Below are 16,951 nucleotides of genomic sequence, written 5' to 3' on the forward strand. Positions count from 1 at the left end.
ATCTCCCGGCCTGTCCCGCAGGCCCGCCACGCCATGCGTCGGCCTTGCAGCCGGCGCCCGGCGCGGGGTTCAGAGGCGCCGCTGGCGCTTGAGCTGGGGGATGCCGTTGGCGGGAATCTGCAGGCGCTGGGAACCTTCCCGGGTGTGGCTGGCCAGCGCCGCCAGGGTCGGCTGGCTGAACAGCAGCCGGGCATCGGTGTGCAGGCCCTCCTGGTGCATGCGCGCCACCAGGCTGACCGCCAGCAGGGAGTGTCCGCCCAGCTCGAAGAAGTGGTCGTGGCGCCCCACTCGTTCAACCTGCAGCACCTCGGCCCAGAGCCTAGCCAGGGTGTTTTCCAGTTCGCCCTGGGGCGCCTCGTAGGCGCGGCTGAGCAAGGCTTCGGCCCCGGGCTCGGGCAACGCCTCGCGCGCAAGCTTGCCGTTGGCGCTCAGCGGTAGCGCGTCAAGCTGCACGAAGGCCGCCGGCAACATGTACTCCGGCAGGCGTTCCAGCATATGGCTGCGCAGGGCCTCGATGCCCGGCGCCGGCACCCCGGCATGCAGGCTGAAGTAGGCCACCAGGCGCTCGTTGCGCAGCAGCACCGCCACTTCACGCAAGGCCGGATGTTCGGCCAGGCCTGCCTCGATCTCCCCCAGCTCCAGGCGCAGGCCGCGCAGCTTGACCTGGAAATCGTTGCGACCGAGGAACTGCAGGTTGTCGTCGGCGTCGTAGCGCACCAGGTCGCCGGTGCGATAGAGCCGGTCGCCGGCCACGAACGGGCTGTCGATAAAGCGCTCGGCCTGCAGCTGCGGCAAGCCCAGGTAGCCTCGGGCGACCCCGACCCCGCCGATATGCAATTGGCCACTGACACCCCGCGGCACCGGCTGGTCGTGGGCATCCAGCACATACAGCCGGGTGTTGCTGATGGCGCGGCCGATCGGCAATTGCCCCGGCGGCAGCGGTGCCCCGGGTTCCAGGGTCCAGAAGCTGCTGTCCACCGTGGCCTCGGTGGGCCCGTAGACGTTATGCAGCCGGGCCCAGGGCAGGCGTCGGCGGAACAGCCCGGCAATCGCCGCGGTGAGTTCGCCACCGCCGCAGAACACCTCGCGAAGGCTGTGGCACTGCGCCGACTCGGGCAATTGCAGGAACTGCAGGAGCATCGCCGGCACGAACTTGATCATGCTCACCTGTTGCTCCATCACCAACTGCGCCAGGTAGGCCGGGTCGCGCTGGCCACCGGGCCGCGCCAGCAGCAGGCGCATGCCGCTGACCAGGGGCCAGAACAGCTCCCACACCGAGCCGTCGAAGCTGAACGGGGCCTTCTGCAGCAGAGTGCCGCCCGCCGAGTGCGGACACAGCTGGGCGCCCCAGTGCATCAGGTTGCCCAGGCCGCGGTGCTCCACCATCACCCCCTTGGGCGTGCCGGTGGAGCCCGAGGTGTAGATCACATAGGCCAGGTGCGAAACCCTCAACCCCGGCACCTGCGGATCGTCCTCGCTCTGGTGCTGCCAGGTGCTGCGGTCGAAATCCAGCAGGGCCAGGTCCTCGCTGCGCAGCAGCTCGCGGGTCGGCTGATGCACCAAGAGCACCCGCGGATGGCTGTCTTGCAGCAGGTAGCGCAGGCGCTCGGTGGGGTATTGCGGGTCCAGCGGCACGTAGGCACCACCGGCCTTGAGAATGCCCAGCAGGCCGATCAGCAGCTCTGGGCTGCGCTCGACGCAGATCGCCACGCGCACATCCGGGCCCACGCCCTGCTCGCGCAGTTGATGGGCCAGCTGGTTGGCCCGCCGATTGAGCTGGGCATAGCTCAGCCGTTGCTCGCCGGCCTGCAGCGCAATGGCTTCGGGGGTACGCCGCACCTGGGCCTCGAACAGCCCGTGCAGGGTCAGCTCGCGAGGGTAGTCGCAGGCCGTGTCATTGAGTTCCAGCAGCAGGTGCCGGGCCTCGTCGGGGGGCAGGATAGGCAGGCTCTGCAGCAGGGTTTGCGGCGCCTGTTCCAAAGCTTGCAGCAGGCCCGTGAGGGCGCACTCCAGGTAGTCCAGCAGGCGCTGCGCGCCGATCCGCCGTGGGGCCCGAGTGCCCAGGCGAAAGCCTCGGTCGAGGTCATCCACCGCCAGCATCAGCGGGTAGCTGGCCACTTCCTGGCTGCCGAGCAGTCGCACCTCTGGCGGCAGCACGGCCCCGGCGTCGAGCCCATGCCGGTAGTTGAGCAAGGCGTTGAACAGTGGCGTTGGTGCCGCCACCGCGCTGCAGCGCTGCACCAGGGACAGCGGCGCATGCTCGTGGGCCAGCAGTGCGCTGAGCCGCTGCTGGGTCTGGCGCAGGGCATCGACCACGCTCTGCCCCGCCAGTTGCAGGCGCAGCGGCAGGGTATTGATAAACAAGCCCAGGGCCTGGTCGGCCCCCGGGCCGGCCTGCATGCGCCCCAGCAGTACGGTGCCGAACAGCAGGTCCTCGCGGCCGCAACTGCGGCCCAGCAGCAGGCCCCAGGCCAGGTGGAACAGGCTGGCGGCACTGACGCCATGCTGCTGTGCCTGGGCCCGCAGGCGCTGGCTCAGCTCGGCATCCAGCAGGCTGCCGGCCTCTTGCAGGCCAGCCTGATCACCCAGGCGCTCGGGCAGTTCGAAGGCCAGGGTCGGCGCATCGACCCCGGCCAGGTAGTCGCGGAAGAACTCTGCATGGTCGGCCTGCCCCAGGCGGGTGCGGGCCACGTAGTCGCGGTAGGCGAAGGCCGGTTGCTGGGGCGGCTGGCCACGCATATGGGCGGCGATCTCCTTCAGCAGCACAGCGGTGGAGGTGGCGTCATTGACCAGGTGATGGAAGCGCAGCATGGCGATCCAGCGTTGGTGTTGCGGGTCAAAGGCCCAGGCCAGGGCCAGCAGCGGCGCCTGGCGCAGATCCAGCGGCCGCTGCCGTGGCCCGTAGTGCTGGCGCAACTGCTCCAGCAGCGAACCGCCCGCAGCGCCCGGCACAAACTCCTCCACCCCCATCGGGGCCTGGCGCCAGACCACCTGCAACGGCGTGTCCAGGGCTTCCCAGGCCAGGCTGGTGCGCAGGATGTCGTGGCGCTGGATCAGCGCCTGCAGGGCCTGGGTGAAATCCTCCAGGGCCTGCCGACTGCTGAAGGCGAACAGCGCGTGCTGCTGGTAGGGGTCCTGCTCGGCAAAGGTCATGTGGTGATACAGCAGGCCTTCCTGCAAGGGCGCCAGGGGGTAGATTTCCTGCACATTGGCCGCGCCGCCGGGAATGCCTTGCAGCACCTGGTCGATCACGGCCTGCTCCAGGGTCACCAGGCTGAGCAGCGACGGAGTGATCTGCCGGCAGTCGGCCGGCACCCGGTTGGCCGGGATCGACAACGGCTGGCGGTCCTGCACCGCTGCCGCCAGGCTGGCCAGGGTCGGTTGCCCGAACAGCACCCGCACATCAGCCACCAGCCCTGCCTGGCCCATGCGCTGGATCAGTTGCAGGGCCGACAGCGAGTGCCCGCCCAGTTCGAAAAAGTGGTCGTGACGCCCCACCTGGGGCACCTGCAACACCTCGGCCCAGAGTTCGGCCAGCACCCTTTCCACAGGCCCTCGCGGGGCCTCGTAGACGCGGCTGACCAGGGCCTCGGGGCCCGGCACCGGCAGCGCCTTGCGGTCCAGCTTGCCATTGGCGGTCAGCGGCAGCGCGCTGAGCCGGACATAGGCCGAGGGCAGCATGTATTCCGGCAAGTGCTGGCGCAGGTAATCTCGCAGCTCGCTGGGCGCCAGCGCTTCACGGGCGCAGAACCAGGCCACCAGTTGCCCGTCGCACACCTGCACCAGGGCCTCTTGCAGCGCCGGATGGGCGCCCAGGCGAGTTTCGATTTCCCCCAGCTCGATGCGCTGGCCGCGGATCTTCACCTGATCATCGTTACGCCCCAGGTACTCCAGGTTGCCGTCGGCCCGCCAGCGAGCCAGATCGCCGGTGCGGTACATGCGCGCCCCGGGCTGTTCGCTGAAGGGGTCGTCGAGGAAGCGCTCGGCAGTCAATTGCGCGCGCTGGAAATAGCCCCGGGCCACCCCGCCGCCGCCGATATACAGCTCGCCGACGCAGCCGATAGGCAGCGGGCGCTGCTGCGCGTCCAGCAGGTAGACCCGGGTGTTGGCGATGGGCCGGCCGATATGCAGCGCCTGGCCGGCCTCGATAAGCCCGGAGGTGGCCACCACCGTGGCTTCGGTGGGGCCGTAGTTGTTGACCAGGGCAAAGCGTTGCGCCGCAGGGGCCTGGCGCAGGCGATCACCGCCGATCAGCAGGCTGCGCAGGGTCGGATGGCCCAGCCCCTGGCTGAACAGGTACTCGGCCACCGGGGTCGGCAGGAAACTCGAATCCAGGGGTTGGGCGCGCCACCAGGCGAGCAGCCCATCGAGGTCTTCGCGATCCTCGCCGAGCGGCGCCAGGTGCAGGCTGGCACCGGCGCACAGGGTCGGCCAGACCTCCCAGGCCATGGCATCGAAACCGAAACCGGCCAGGCTCGAGGTATGCCGGCCGGGCTGCAGGTCGAAGGCCTGGCAGTGCCAGTCCACCAGGCTCGACAGGCTCTGGTGCTCGACCATCACGCCCTTGGGCTCGCCGGTGGAGCCCGAGGTATAGATCACATAGGCCAGGTGCCGCGCGGTCAGCCCCGGCACCTGTGGCGCCTGCGCCGTGCCCTGCTGCCAGGCGGCACTGTCGAGTTCCAGCAGGGGCACCTTCAGCGGCGGCAGTTGCTGGCGCAAGTGGCTCTGCGTCAGCACCGCCAGCGGCGCGCAGTCCTCCAGCAGGTAGGCCAGGCGCTCGGGCGGATGGGCCGGATCGATTGGCACATAGGCCGCCCCGGCCTTGAGTATCGCCAGCAGGCCCACCAGGGTTTGCGGGCTGCGCCGGGCGACGATCGCCACGCGCTGGTCGGGGCCGGCCCCCAGCTGTTGCAACTGCAGCGCCAGGGTATTGGCCCGCTGGTCGAGCTGCTGGTAGCTCAGGCGCTGTTCGCCGTCCACCAGAGCAATCGCCTGGGGCGTGGCGCTGGCCCGGGCGGCGACCCGGGCGTGAATCCGCTGTTCGGCAGCCGGGGCCCGGGCGGTGGCGTTCCAGGCTTGCAGGCGCGTTGCCTGTTCCTGGCAGAGCAGCGAGAACTGCGCCGCCGACAGGCTGACCTGTTCCAGGCCCTGCTCCAGCACATGGATCAACCCGGCCGCCAGGGCCTCGATCTCCCAGGCCTGGAAAAACCGCGCATCGTAGACGTAGTGCATCCAGGCGCTGTCATCGAAGCTGTTGCTGCGCAGGTGGATGGCCAGGGGCGTGGGCTCGTGGCGGTTGGACACCTTCACCGAAGAGGCCGCCGCCTCGCCGTAGCGGTACTGCAGGTCTTCCAGCTCATAGGACAGCGACAGCTCGAACAACTGCCCGCGTTCTTCGCGCAGCAGGCCCAGGGCCCGATTGAGTTCGCTCAAGGGGAAGCGCTGATGGCGAAAATCCTGTTTCAGCACGTCGCGCACCGCCCCCACCAGGGCCTCGAAGCTCAGCTCGCGGGGGAAATCCATGCGCACCGCACTGACCTGGGTGAAGGAGCCGATGGTCACCTTGAAGGCGGCATTGGGCCGGTTCAGCACCGGCATCCCCAGCACCCATTCTTCACGCTGGTGGCTGCGGGTGAAGTAGACATGCAGCGCCGCCAGCAGCACATGGAAGGCCGAGGCGCCGGCGCTGCGACCCAGGGCTTTCATGCGCTCATGCAGTTGCGCCGGGAAGGCCTGCACCAGGGCCGCGCCCGGCGTGCTGCCGGCGGCCGGCGCCGGGTAGCGCGGACGCAACAGCGGCTCCGGCAGGCTGCGGTACTTGGCCAGCCAGTAGTCGCGGTCGCGGGCATAGCGGCTGGACTGCTGGTAGCGCTCGTCGTCGTCGATGAAGTCGACAAAGGACGGCGCCTGGATGTCGGGCTGCTCGCTCCGCGCCAGGGCGCTGTAGAGCTGGCTCAGGGATTGCGACAGCTGGGCAAAACCCCAGCCATCGAGAATCAGGTGGTGGATCTCGGACTGCATCAGGTGATGCTCGGGGCCCAGGCGGAACAGGGAAAAGCGGCACAGGTACTGGCCATCGAGGGCAAAGGGCTGCTGCATCTGCGCGCGCACCTGCGCCTGGGCGCTGGCCAGTGGATCATCCACGCCACTCAGGTCGTGGAACACCAGCGGCAGCGGGCCGTCGTGGTCGAAGTACTGCAGGGGCAGGCCATCGCTGCTGCCTTCAAGCGACAGCCGCGTGCGCAGCGCATCGTGCTTGCGAATCAGCAACTCCACGGCGGCCTCGATCAGCTCGGGCCGGAACGGCCCCTTGAGCTCGGCGTAACCACCGATGTTGTACAGCGGCGAGTCGCCACGGCTGAGTTGGTCGAGCCAGATATCACGCTGGCCGCTGGTCAGCGGCAGGCCCTGGGCCCGGTTTGGCGCGGCGTTCATGAGGGCACCCGGGCGGCACGGGAAACCAGGCTGGCAGACATGGAGGGGGCGATCGGATCGCTCAGGGTGGTGGCAGATACACGCGTCATAAGATCCTTCTCATGTGATGGCCCGGACACCGGCGTCCGCGGATTTAAGCATCGCCCCCCTACCCTGTATGTCACCCGAAACCCGGACAGTCCGGGGGCCCGCCGGGCCTGGGCCGGCGGCCTTGGCAGCGCGTGCCCGGGCACTGCTACCCGGTGCTGCGGATCAGCTGATTTGGCTGTAGGAAATTGACTATCCGTAGACGAGGCTCCTGACCAGAATCGGCTTTGCCTACCCTGCCCCCCAATCCCCTGGCGCCAGCCCCCGCAGCGGGCCCGGAGCGAACGCCTGCGGGCCCTGGCCGGCCCTGCACGACCCCGGCGCAGAGCCTTCGCCAGGGTCGGCATGGCCCGGGGTGTCCCGGTTACCCCCTACAGACGCCCCATCACCGCATAGGCTTAAATCCATCCCCTGGGACCGGATCAGGTTCATCAGCAAACTGGCGCGCATCGCCGCGACCAGCCCGTTTCGATAGCGATCTGTCTTGATCAAGGATGATAAGGATATGAATCCGACCCGCAGTATCACCCCCATGGAAACCCCACACTTCTACCTGGAGCTGGGGCAATTGATTTCCAGCACCGGCCAGGGCCGATTCGCCGCGAAGATGCTGCATCTGGTGAACCAGTTGGTGCCGGTGAATCAGCTGGTGCTCAGCGAATGGACCCTCGACGAGCCTCAAGCCTGTTCCCTGGAGATCACCGTGCTCGGCCGCGCCGGGCTGCAGGACGACCTGCCGCTGCCCGAGCCACCGCGCCGGCATGACCCGCTGTTGCACAAGATGCTGGACATGGACGACTCACTGTTGATCCAGATGAATGCCCAGGCCCGTGGCCGGGATGCGCGCCAGACGCCGCACCAGTGCCACCTGGTGTCGCGCAAGGCCAACCGCCGCAGTGTCATCACCCTCTACCGTGCCGGCAGCCAGGGCGGTTTTTCCCTGGCCGAACTGTCGTTTCTCAAGAGCCTCTCGGCGACCTTGCTGCCGCTGCTGGAACGCCATGCCCAACTCCATCGGCAACAGGCCCTCAAGCAACTGCGCAGCTGGAGCGTGCAGCCGCTGGACGGACGCCAGCGCAGCCCGCTGCAACGGGAGTTCGACGAGCGCCTGTCACTGGGCGACATCAACCTCTCGGCGCGGGAAAAAGAGGTGTGCCTGGGGCTGCTGACCGGTGGCACTGTGCCGGAAATGGCCCAGCGCCTGAGCGTCAAGAACAGCTCCATCGAAACCTATCTCAAGCGCGCCGCCGCCAAGCTCGGGGTCAGTGGCCGTCACGGCCTGGCCAAATGGATGGTGGGCGCCTGAAACCCCGCGGCGCCCCCCTGGCGTTGCGGCCCTGTCACGAGGCTGATCCATGCGTCACTCCCCACTGTTCCTGGCGACCCTGGTGCTGGCCCTGGGGGGCTGCTCGCTGACTCCCGACTACCAGCGCCCAGAGGCGCCGGTACCCGCGCAGTACCCCTCGGCCGCGGCCGATACCGCAGCCAGCGGGACTGCGGGCAGCGACTGGCAGGGTCTGTTCCAGGACCCCTTGCTGCAGCAGTTGATCCACAGCGCCCTGGAGCACAACCGCGACCTGCGGGTGGCGGCCCTGAATGTGGCCGCCTACCAGGCCCAGTACCGGATCCAGCGTGCCGACCTGCTGCCGGCGGTGACCGCCGGGGTGTCCGGCAAGCGCCAGCGCCTGCCGGAGCAGATGACCGGCGGCAAGGCGCTGATCAGCCAGAGCTACGCGGCGAACCTGGGCATCAGCGCCTATGAGCTGGATTTCTTCGGCCGCGTGCGCAGCCTCAGCCAGCAGGCGCTACTGACTTACCTGGCCAGCGAGCAAGGCCGGCGCAGCACCCAATTGAGCCTGGTGGCCAATGTCGCCAGTGCCTACCTGACCTGGTGCGCCGACCAGCAGTTGCTGGAACTCAGCGCCAAGACCCTCGACACCTACCAGCAGAGCCTGCGCCTGACCGCACGCAACAGCAGCGCCGGCAAGGTCTCGGCCCTGGACCTGGCCCAGGCCCGCACCAGCGTCGACAGCGCCCGTGCCAGCCTGGCCCGCTATCAGCGCCAGGTGGCCCAGGACCTGAACAACCTGACCCTGCTGGTGGGCGCGCCGCTGCCCGCCGACCTGCCACCGCGCCCGCTGGCCGAGGAGATGCTGGCCCGGGTGCCGGCCGGGCTGCCGTCGAGCCTGTTGCAGCGCCGCCCGGACATTCTCCAGGCGGAGTTCAAGTTGCAGGCGGCCAACGCCAATATCGGCGCGGCGCGGGCGGCGTTCTTCCCCAGTGTCAGCCTGACCGCCAACGCCGGCAGTAGCAGCAAGGAGCTGTCGGGGCTGTTCAAGGGCGGTGCCGGGGCCTGGACCTTCCAGCCGCAGATCAGCCTGCCGATCTTCAATGCCGGCAACCTGCGGGCCAGCCTGGACTACGCCCGGCTGCAGAAGGACATCGGTGTGGCGCAGTACGAAAAGGCCATCCAGACCGCCTTCCAGGAAGTGGCCGACGGCCTCGCCGCGCGCCAGACCTACCACCAGCAACTCAACGCCCAGGACAACCTGGTGCAGGCCAGCCAGCAGTACTACGACCTGGCCGAGCACCGCTATCGCATCGGCGTGGACAGCAACCTGGTGTTTCTCGACGCCCAGCGCTCGCTGTTCAGTGCCCAGCAGGGCCTGATCAACGACCGCCTGGCACAGTTGCTGGCGGAGGTCGATCTGTACCGGGCCTTGGGCGGCGCCTGGGAAACGCAGCCGCACCTGGCGCGCAATCGCTAGCCGCTCAGGGCCGAGCGGCGGCACGATCCTCGGCGGTGACCGAGGTCAGCCGCGCCAGGCGTGGCGCCAGCCACTGGTTAAGGTCGTCGAGGTAGCTGAACAGCACCGGCACCAGCACCAGGCTGAGCAGGGTCGAGGTGACAAGCCCGCCGATCACCGCCACCGCCATCGGCGCGCGGAACCCGGCGTCGGCACCGCTGACCAGCATCGCCGGGACCATGCCGGCGATCATCGCCAGGGTGGTCATGATGATCGGCCGTGCGCGCTCGGCCCCGGACTGGATCAACGCCTGGTGCCGGGACAGCCCGGCGCGGCGTTTTTCAATGGCGAACTCCACCATCAGGATCGAGTTCTTGGTGACGATGCCCATCAGCATCAACAGGCCGATGACCACCGGCAGGTCGATGGCCGCGCCATACAGCAGCAGGCCGCCAATGGCCCCGCCGATGGACAGCGGCAAGGCGCTGAGGATGGTCAGGGGTTGCAGGAAATCGCGGAACAGCAGCACCAGCACCGCGAACACCATCATGATGCCCAGGGTCATGGCCAGGCCGAACTTGTCGAACATCTCGTTCATGTACTCGCCATCGCCGTACTCGACCCGGCGCACGCCTTCGGGCAGCTGCTGCAAGGCCGGCAGTTGCTCGATGGCCGCCAGCGCCGCGCCCAGGCTGAGCCCGGCCAGGTCGGCATCCACCGACACCCGGCGCAACCTGGCGAAACGCTCGATCCGCGCCGGGCCGCTGCCGTAGCCGATATCGGCCACGGCGCTCAACGGCAGCACCGCGCCGCTGGCGCTGCCCACACCCAGGTTGCCCAGGGCGTTGAGGTCGCCCTGTTCGATCAGCGGCATCAGCACCCGGATCGGCACTTGGCGGTCGTGGAAATTGAAGCGCGCCGAGCTGGCGTTGATCTCGCCCACCGTGGCGATGCGCGCCACATCGCCGATGGCCTGGGCGCTGACCCCGGCCCGGGCGGCTTCGTCCAGGCGTGGCTGGATCAACAGCTCCGGGCGCGCCAAAGGTTCGTTGACCTGCACATTGGCGATGCCCTGGAGGCCGCGCATCTGCCGTTGCAGGGCATGGGCGGCCTGGCTCAGCAGCGGGCCGTCGGGCCCCACCAGGATGATCGACAGGTCCCGCGCGGCGGTTTCGCCACGAAAGGCGTAGCGCAGGTCGGCAAAGCCATCGAGCAGCGGCCGCAGGGATTGCTCGAAGGCTTTCTGGCTGAGTTCGCGCTGGTGCGCCGGCAGCAGGCGCACCAGCAGTTGGCCGGTGGCGACATCGGTGGCCCCGGAGGCATCCTCGCCGCCGGCGGTGGCGAACACCGAGAGCACTTCGGGACGCTGGCGCAGTTGCCCGGCCATGCTGGCAAGCACCTGGTCGGTGCGAGCCAGGGGCGTGCCCGGCGGCAGGGCGACATCGATCCGGCTCAGGCTCAGGTCGTTGACCGGCATAAAGCCCGAAGGCAGCAGCGGCACCAGGGCCAGGGAGCCGAGCAGGAACAGCGCGGCCAGCCCCAGGCTGCTGCGCCGGTGGCGCAGGGCCCACTCCAGCAGCCGCAGGTAGCCGGCCAGCCAGCGACCGGGGGGCGCTGCAGCATGAGCGGTGCCCGCTGCCTTGGGTTGCAGCAGGTAGGCCGCCAGCAGCGGCGTCACCAGCCGCGCCACCAGCAGCGAGGCCAGCACCGCCGCGGAAACGGTGATACCGAAGGGGGTGAAGTACTGGCCGACAAAGCCGCCGATAAAGCTCACCGGCAGGAACACCGCGACAATCGTCGCGGTGATCGCCACCACGGCAAAGCCGATGGCGTCGCTGGCATCGATGGCCGCCTGATAGGGGCGCTTGCCCTGGTCGAGGTGACGCTCGATGTTCTCGATCTCGACGATGGCGTCGTCCACCAGGATGCCGATCACCAGGGTCAGGGCCAGCAGGGTGATGCTGTTCAGCGAATAGCCCAGCAGCGCCATCACGGCGAAGGTCGGCAGGATCGACAGCGGCAGGGCAATGGCGGCCACCAGGGTGGCGCGCCAGTTGCGCAGGAAGATGAACACCACCAGCACGGTCAGCAGCGCCCCTTCGATCAGGGTCATCAGCGTGGCGTCGTAGCTGGCCAGGGTGTAGTCCACCGAGGACCAGAGCGGGCGGATTTCCAGGTCCGGATGCTGCTGTTGCAGGCGCGCGATGGTCGCCTGCACCGCGGCGGCGACTTGGGTGTCGCTGGAGCCCTTGGCGCGAAATACCGCGAAACCCACCACTTCCTCGCCGTCCAGGCGTGCCTGGGAGCGGGCCTGGCTGGCACCATCGTGGACCCTGGCCAGCTCCTCCAGGCGCGCCCAGCGGCCCTCGGCCAGGGCGATCGGCATGCTGCCCAGGGCCTCTACCGTCAGCGCGCTGCCCAGGGTGCGGATCGACTGTTCGCTGTTGCCCAGCCGGGTGCGCCCGCCAGGCAGGTTGATATTGCTCTGCAGCAGTTGTGCATTGACCTGCTCGGCGCTGATGCCCAGGGCTTGCAGGCGCTCGGCCAGCAGCTCGACCTTGACCTCGCGCTCGACCCCGCCCAGGCGCTGCACCTTCTGCACCCCGGGCAGCGCCAGCAGTTCGCGGCTCAGGGTGTCGTCGACGAACCAGGACAGCGCCACCAGGGACCGCGCACTGCCCTTGACCGAGTAGTTGAGGATCGCCCCGCCTTCGACATCGATGCGGGTGATCATCGGTTCTTCGATGGTCTGCGGCAGGTCGGCGCGGATCAGCGCGATGGCATCGCGGATATCGTTGGCGGCGCGCCCGGGGTCGATCCCCAGCTGGAATTCCACGGTGGTTACCGAGATGCCGTCGGCCACCGTGGAGCTGATGTGGCGGATACCGGCCAGGCCAGACACCGCGCGCTCGACCCGCAGGGTCACCCCATGCTCGAGCTCGGTGGGCGCCGCACCGACCTGGGACACCAGCACCGTGATCACCGGGAAATCCACCCGGGGGTTGGCATTGATCGGCAACTGCAGGAAAGACAGCCAGCCGGCCACGCTGAGCACCAGGAACAGCACCAGGGTCGGGATCGGCCGGCGGATCGCCCAGGAAGAAATACCCAGGCTCATGGCTGCAGCTCCTCATCGTCGGCCAGGCGCACCTGGTCGCCGTCACGCACGAAGGCCGCGGCCCGGGCTACCACCCGCTCGCCCTCCACCAGCCCGGACAGCACCTGCACCTGGCTGCCGTCACGCTGGCCAACCCTGATCTGCCGCAGGCTGGCGTTACCCGCCTCGTCCAGCACCACCACCGAGGCCTGCTCGTCACTGGCAAAGGTCAGGGCCCGTTGCGGCAGCACCAGGCCCGGGGTCTGCTGCGGCAGTTCCAGGCTGGCGCTGGCGAAACTGCCGGCGCGCAACCCGGGCTGCTCGGCCAGGGTGATGCGCACCCGGCCACGGCGGCTGGCGGGGTCGACCTTGGCCGCCAGCAGGCGCACCTGCCCGGCCACCGGGGTTGCCAACCCGACCACTTGGACCGGCACCCGAGTGCCGACCTGCAGGGCGCGCAAGGCGCTTTCGCTGAGCTCGCCGTCGAGTTCCAGCTGGTTGTCGCGAATCAGCCGGAACAGCGGCTCGGCACCGCTCAAGGCACCGACCCGGGCCAGGCGCTCGGACACCACCCCGGCCACCGGGGCCAGCAGCGTGGCCTTCTGCCGTTGCGCCCGGGCATCCGCCAGTTGCGCCTGGGCCTGGGCCTGCTCGGCTTGGGCCGCCGCCAGGGCGGCCTGGGTGGAACGTGCCTGGGCCCGTTGCTGGTCCACTTGCTGGGCGCTGGCGGCGCCGATGCCGCCCAGTTGCTCCAGGCGCTGGTGGCTGGCCCGGGCTTCGGCGCTCAGGGCCTGCTGCTGACGAATCAGCGCCGCCGCCCGAGCGAGCGCGGCCTCGGCCTGGCGCACCTGGGCATCGAGATTGACGGTTTCCAGTTGCGCCAGGACTTGCCCGGCTTCGACCCGGTCGCCCTCCTCCACCTGGATCGAGGCCAGGCGCTGGTCCTGCAGGGCGGTGCCGACCGCGATCTCTTCCCGCGGCACCAGGTTGCCGCTGATAAACACGCGCTGGCCGACGTGCCCGGCCTGCACCCGCACAGTGCTGACCTTCATGGTCGGCGGTTGCTCTGGGCCGCCTTCCGGCAGTTGGGTTTCCGGCAGCCACAGGGCCAGCAGCGCCAGGCCCAGGGTCAGCAGCGTGCCCAGCAACAGCCGCGGGGTGTGTTTGGCCAGGCGCCGCAAACGCTCGGCGCGACGCTGTTCGGGGGTGGCGGCAATCGGGTTCATGGCATGGCTACTCGAGGGTTCAGCGGCGCCCGCATCACGGGCACAGGGCTCCGGCCGGAAACCGGCGCGGGAGGTGCTGGGGCAATTCGACAAGGGCCGACGGGCCCTTGCCGGGCGGCGGATCAGCCGGGTTCGGGCGGCTGCACCGCAAGGAAGCGGCGGATGATCAGGCGCAACATCGGTTCATGGGCTCGGGGCTGGAACCCCTCCTCCATCACCACCCGGGCAATCGCCCCTTCGCTCAGCGCCAGCAGCCACACCGCGGCCATGGCCGGGTCCAACTGCGGGTCGATCTGCCCGGCGGCCATGCCACGTCGCAACAGGGCGGCGAGGTCGGCCTTGACCCGCGCTTCATTGGCGGCGAACAGCGCGCCCACCTGCGGATTGCGCGTGGCTTCGGCCGCCACTTCGATGCTGATGCGCGCCAACAACGGATCGCTGCTGGCCTGCATCATCGCCAGGGCGATGCCCTCGATGGCGTCCAGGGCATGCTCGGTGCCGGCCCATTCGGCGAACAGACGGCTCATGGCCTGGTGGTCTTCCTCGGCGATGGCTTCGATGATCGCCGCCTTGCTCGGGAAGTAATGAAACAGGTTGCCCGGGCTCATGCCGGCGGCGGCGCAGATCTGCGCGGTGCTGGTGGAATGGAAACCCTGCTCGGCGAAACAGCTGACGGCTGCGGCGAGGATCTGCTGGCGGCGGAGTTCGGTCTTGCGCGGATCGGCGACTCTCATGCGGCACCTTGATAGCCCGGACTTTGCCGGTGCATTCATAGACTGACTGATCGATCTAGTATTGCCTCGCGGTGCAGCCGCAACCCTTGCCGCGAGGGCGTTCCGGTGCAACTGCAGGCAGTGCCCACAGGCTAGCGCGGAGGTTTTCCGCGAGCTGTAAATCTGTGTGAAAAATCGTGCAGGAATGCGTACGGCAGGCCGTGGCGGGAGTGCTTGGGGGAGTGCCATACCCACTGCAGAAGGCAGTGGGCATGGCACAGATGGGCACCGGATGAAGTGCCGTCCACCCTGACCAGTGGCCCCGCTTGACGCGTTGCCTATGGCCCCAGGCCGGGTGAACGGGGGCGATTCTAGGGAGTGATCCAGATGGCGTATGTAGGAAAATTCTTAATATCGCCTCTCCAGTTCCTTGCCATGATCAGAGTAATCAAACCGCACTGTAGAAACTGCGCTCGATAAATCATCCCTGGCATCAGGCCTTCCAGCCTCAGCCAGCTTGCCCCGACAAACCCGGGGCGGCATCCAGGCCCCGTTGCACTGACCAGGACAGCGGTAATGTCAGCAACAGGGTCGCCGACAGGGCCATCAGCGCCAGGGCAATGCCGATGCTGTCGCCCAGGCTGCCGAACAGCATCGGCGCCAGCGCCCCGCCGCCAATGGTGCCGGTGTAGAACAAGGAGAAGGCCTGTTCGCGCTGGCCGGCGCCGGCCAGGTCCGGCACCGCACCATAGAGCACCGAGGAGGTGCCGTTGAGTACCAGCCCGAGCAACGGCAACATCAACATCAGGCCGCCATAGGGCAGGAACACCGCCAGCACTATCAGGCTGGCGGTGCTGGACTCGGTGATCCACACGGTCTTCATCATGCCTATGCGCGCCCCGAGATAACCGCAGAACAGCTTGCCGAAGGCACCGCCGACAAACAGCAGGGTCAGGGCCAGGCCGATACCGGCGGTGCCGGCGCCCTTGGTCTTGAGCAGGAACGGCAGGAAGGTCAGGAAACCCATGCGCACGGCGCTGTCCAGGGTGCCGGTGAGAATCAGCGCGCGCAGGCCGCTGGCCGAGCCCTGGCCCCGGACCGTCTTCGGTGCCTGTTCATTCATCGCCAGGGTGCTGGCCCGGGACGGTATCAGCCACCACAGCAACAAGGCCGCCGCCAGCCCCAGCAGGCCGATCAGGCTGACGCTGGTGCGCCAGCTGACCAGGGTCAGCAACAGGCCCACCAGGCCGGGGATCAGGGTCTTGCCGATATCACCGGCAAAGTTGTACTGCGACAGGGCTTCCTTGACCCCGCCGCCGGCTTCGTGGGTGTCGGTGATCAGGGATGACGCCAGGGGATGCTGGGTACTGGCCCCCAGGCCGCCAAGCAGCAGTGCCAGCAGCAGCACGCCAAGCCCCGTGGCCTGCCCCGCCAGCAGGTAGGCCAGCCCCGCCAGGGCGGTGCCGCCCACCAGCAGAGGCTCGCGCCCCCAGCGCTTGGCGGCGCGGCTGGCCAGCAACTGGAAGCCGGCCATCATGCCCGAGTAGGCACCGCGCAACAGGCCGACCTGGGCATAGCTCATGGCGAACTGGGCCTGCCAGATCGGCAGCAGCACATAGATCACATCCGTCAGGCCGTCGTGTACCCCATGGGCGCTGCAGCCGGCCAGCAGGGAGCGGCGGCGGATAGCGCCATGGGCCGACGGGGGTTGGGACTGTGGTTTTTGCATGGCATGGACCGCCTGGACAATCGAGTGAAATGAGCCTTGAGCAGTGTGGGTGAACAAGGTGCCGGGGCGCTCTCAGGCGCTTGGCCGTTGCAGGCAATCACGCATGACCCGGGCTTTGCGCTGCAGGTATTGGACGAAGATTTCCCGCGCTGCGTGCTGGTTGATGCTGCAGCTCATGGCATCGGCGTAACCGGCCAAAGCCTCTAGGGCGTGGACATAGTGTTGATTGGGAGCCACTTCGGCCTGCACCTTGGCCCAGGCCACCGTAGCCCAGGCCACCGCCACCGGCATGCCCAGGTCGCGGGTCAGCCATTGTCGATACAGGGGGCCGATGAACCGGGCTTCGCCATGGCTGTAGATCCTGTGGATCAGGCTCAGCAGCAGCCCCTGGGACAGGTCGCGATCACGCAGGCAACGGGCCTCGATCCAGTACCGGAACATCTGCGCCGAAGGCTGGCTGTTGGCCTTCAGGCGCCACTGATCGCTGCCGCAGATAGTACTGGCCATGTTGTCGAACAGCTCCGGATACGGGGTATTGCCTGACGCCCCCAGCTCCTCGTCGGTGATCCGTTGCAGGCTGCCGCAGGCCCGATACAGCGCAGCGGCGGATTCGTCGGGGCCGGAACGCGCCAGTAACGTCAGGCGGTTGCCGAGGCCCGCCAGGCTGCCGAGATGATGATGAGTCAACGACCAGCTGGCGAAGAATTGGCACAGTGCCTGGGGCTCGGGCCGCATGGCGGTGAGAGCCTGGAAGGACTGTTCGATGCTCACCAGCCCGGCCTCTTCACTCCAGAAGGCTTCGAACAACATGTGCTTCAACGCACAGGCGGGCATGTCGTTCAGCAGCGGTTCGAGGTGTTTCAACAACTGGCTCTGCTGGCACAGCAGATCACTCATGCTCATCTGGAAATCTCCTT

At 68.3% G+C, this 16,951-nt stretch carries 8 protein-coding genes; 2 read left to right on the forward strand and 6 right to left on the reverse strand.

The window, feature by feature from the left end; translation table 11 throughout:
• Positions 1 to 69 precede the first annotated feature (69 nt).
• Complete coding sequence (locus J4P02_RS09635) at positions 70 to 6,435, reverse strand: amino acid adenylation domain-containing protein (RefSeq protein WP_426189511.1); 6,366 nt, start codon at positions 6,433 to 6,435, stop codon at positions 70 to 72.
• Positions 6,436 to 7,027: 592 nt separating this feature from the next.
• Here J4P02_RS09635 and J4P02_RS09640 point away from each other — a divergent pair.
• Both J4P02_RS09640 and J4P02_RS09645 read left to right on the forward strand, forming a co-directional pair.
• Complete coding sequence (locus J4P02_RS09640) at positions 7,028 to 7,828, forward strand: helix-turn-helix transcriptional regulator (protein ID WP_426189514.1); 801 nt, start codon at positions 7,028 to 7,030, stop codon at positions 7,826 to 7,828.
• A gap of 49 nt (positions 7,829 to 7,877) precedes the next feature.
• On the forward strand, positions 7,878 to 9,290 hold the full coding sequence (locus J4P02_RS09645) for an efflux transporter outer membrane subunit (protein WP_426189516.1): 1,413 nt from the start codon (positions 7,878 to 7,880) through the stop codon (positions 9,288 to 9,290).
• Positions 9,291 to 9,294: 4 nt separating this feature from the next.
• Here the strand turns inward: J4P02_RS09645 and J4P02_RS09650 are convergent, their stop codons facing one another.
• From J4P02_RS09650 to J4P02_RS09670, 5 genes are all read right to left on the reverse strand, one after another.
• The gene (locus J4P02_RS09650) at positions 9,295 to 12,387 is read right to left on the reverse strand and encodes an efflux RND transporter permease subunit (protein WP_426189518.1); all 3,093 of its coding nucleotides are present in this window, start codon (positions 12,385 to 12,387) and stop codon (positions 9,295 to 9,297) included.
• Entirely contained in the window at positions 12,384 to 13,592 is a 1,209-nt protein-coding gene (locus tag J4P02_RS09655) for an efflux RND transporter periplasmic adaptor subunit (protein ID WP_426189520.1), read from the reverse strand. The genes J4P02_RS09650 and J4P02_RS09655 overlap by 4 nt, the downstream gene beginning before the upstream one ends.
• Before the next feature lie 122 nt (positions 13,593 to 13,714).
• A complete protein-coding gene (locus tag J4P02_RS09660) occupies positions 13,715 to 14,326 on the reverse strand; it encodes a TetR/AcrR family transcriptional regulator (RefSeq protein WP_426189522.1) in 612 nt (203 codons plus the stop codon).
• A 487-nt stretch (positions 14,327 to 14,813) separates the two neighbouring features.
• Positions 14,814 to 16,034: an MFS transporter gene (locus J4P02_RS09665; protein WP_426189524.1), complete on the reverse strand. Its 1,221-nt coding sequence runs from the start codon at positions 16,032 to 16,034 to the stop codon at positions 14,814 to 14,816.
• 72 nt (positions 16,035 to 16,106) lie between these two features.
• A complete protein-coding gene (locus J4P02_RS09670; protein ID WP_426189974.1) occupies positions 16,107 to 16,931 on the reverse strand; it encodes a hypothetical protein in 825 nt (274 codons plus the stop codon).
• Between the last annotated feature and the right edge of the window lie 20 nt (positions 16,932 to 16,951).

This window comes from Pseudomonas sp. NFXW11, from assembly GCF_049887815.1.
Taxonomy (GTDB): Bacteria; Pseudomonadota; Gammaproteobacteria; order Pseudomonadales; family Pseudomonadaceae; genus Aquipseudomonas.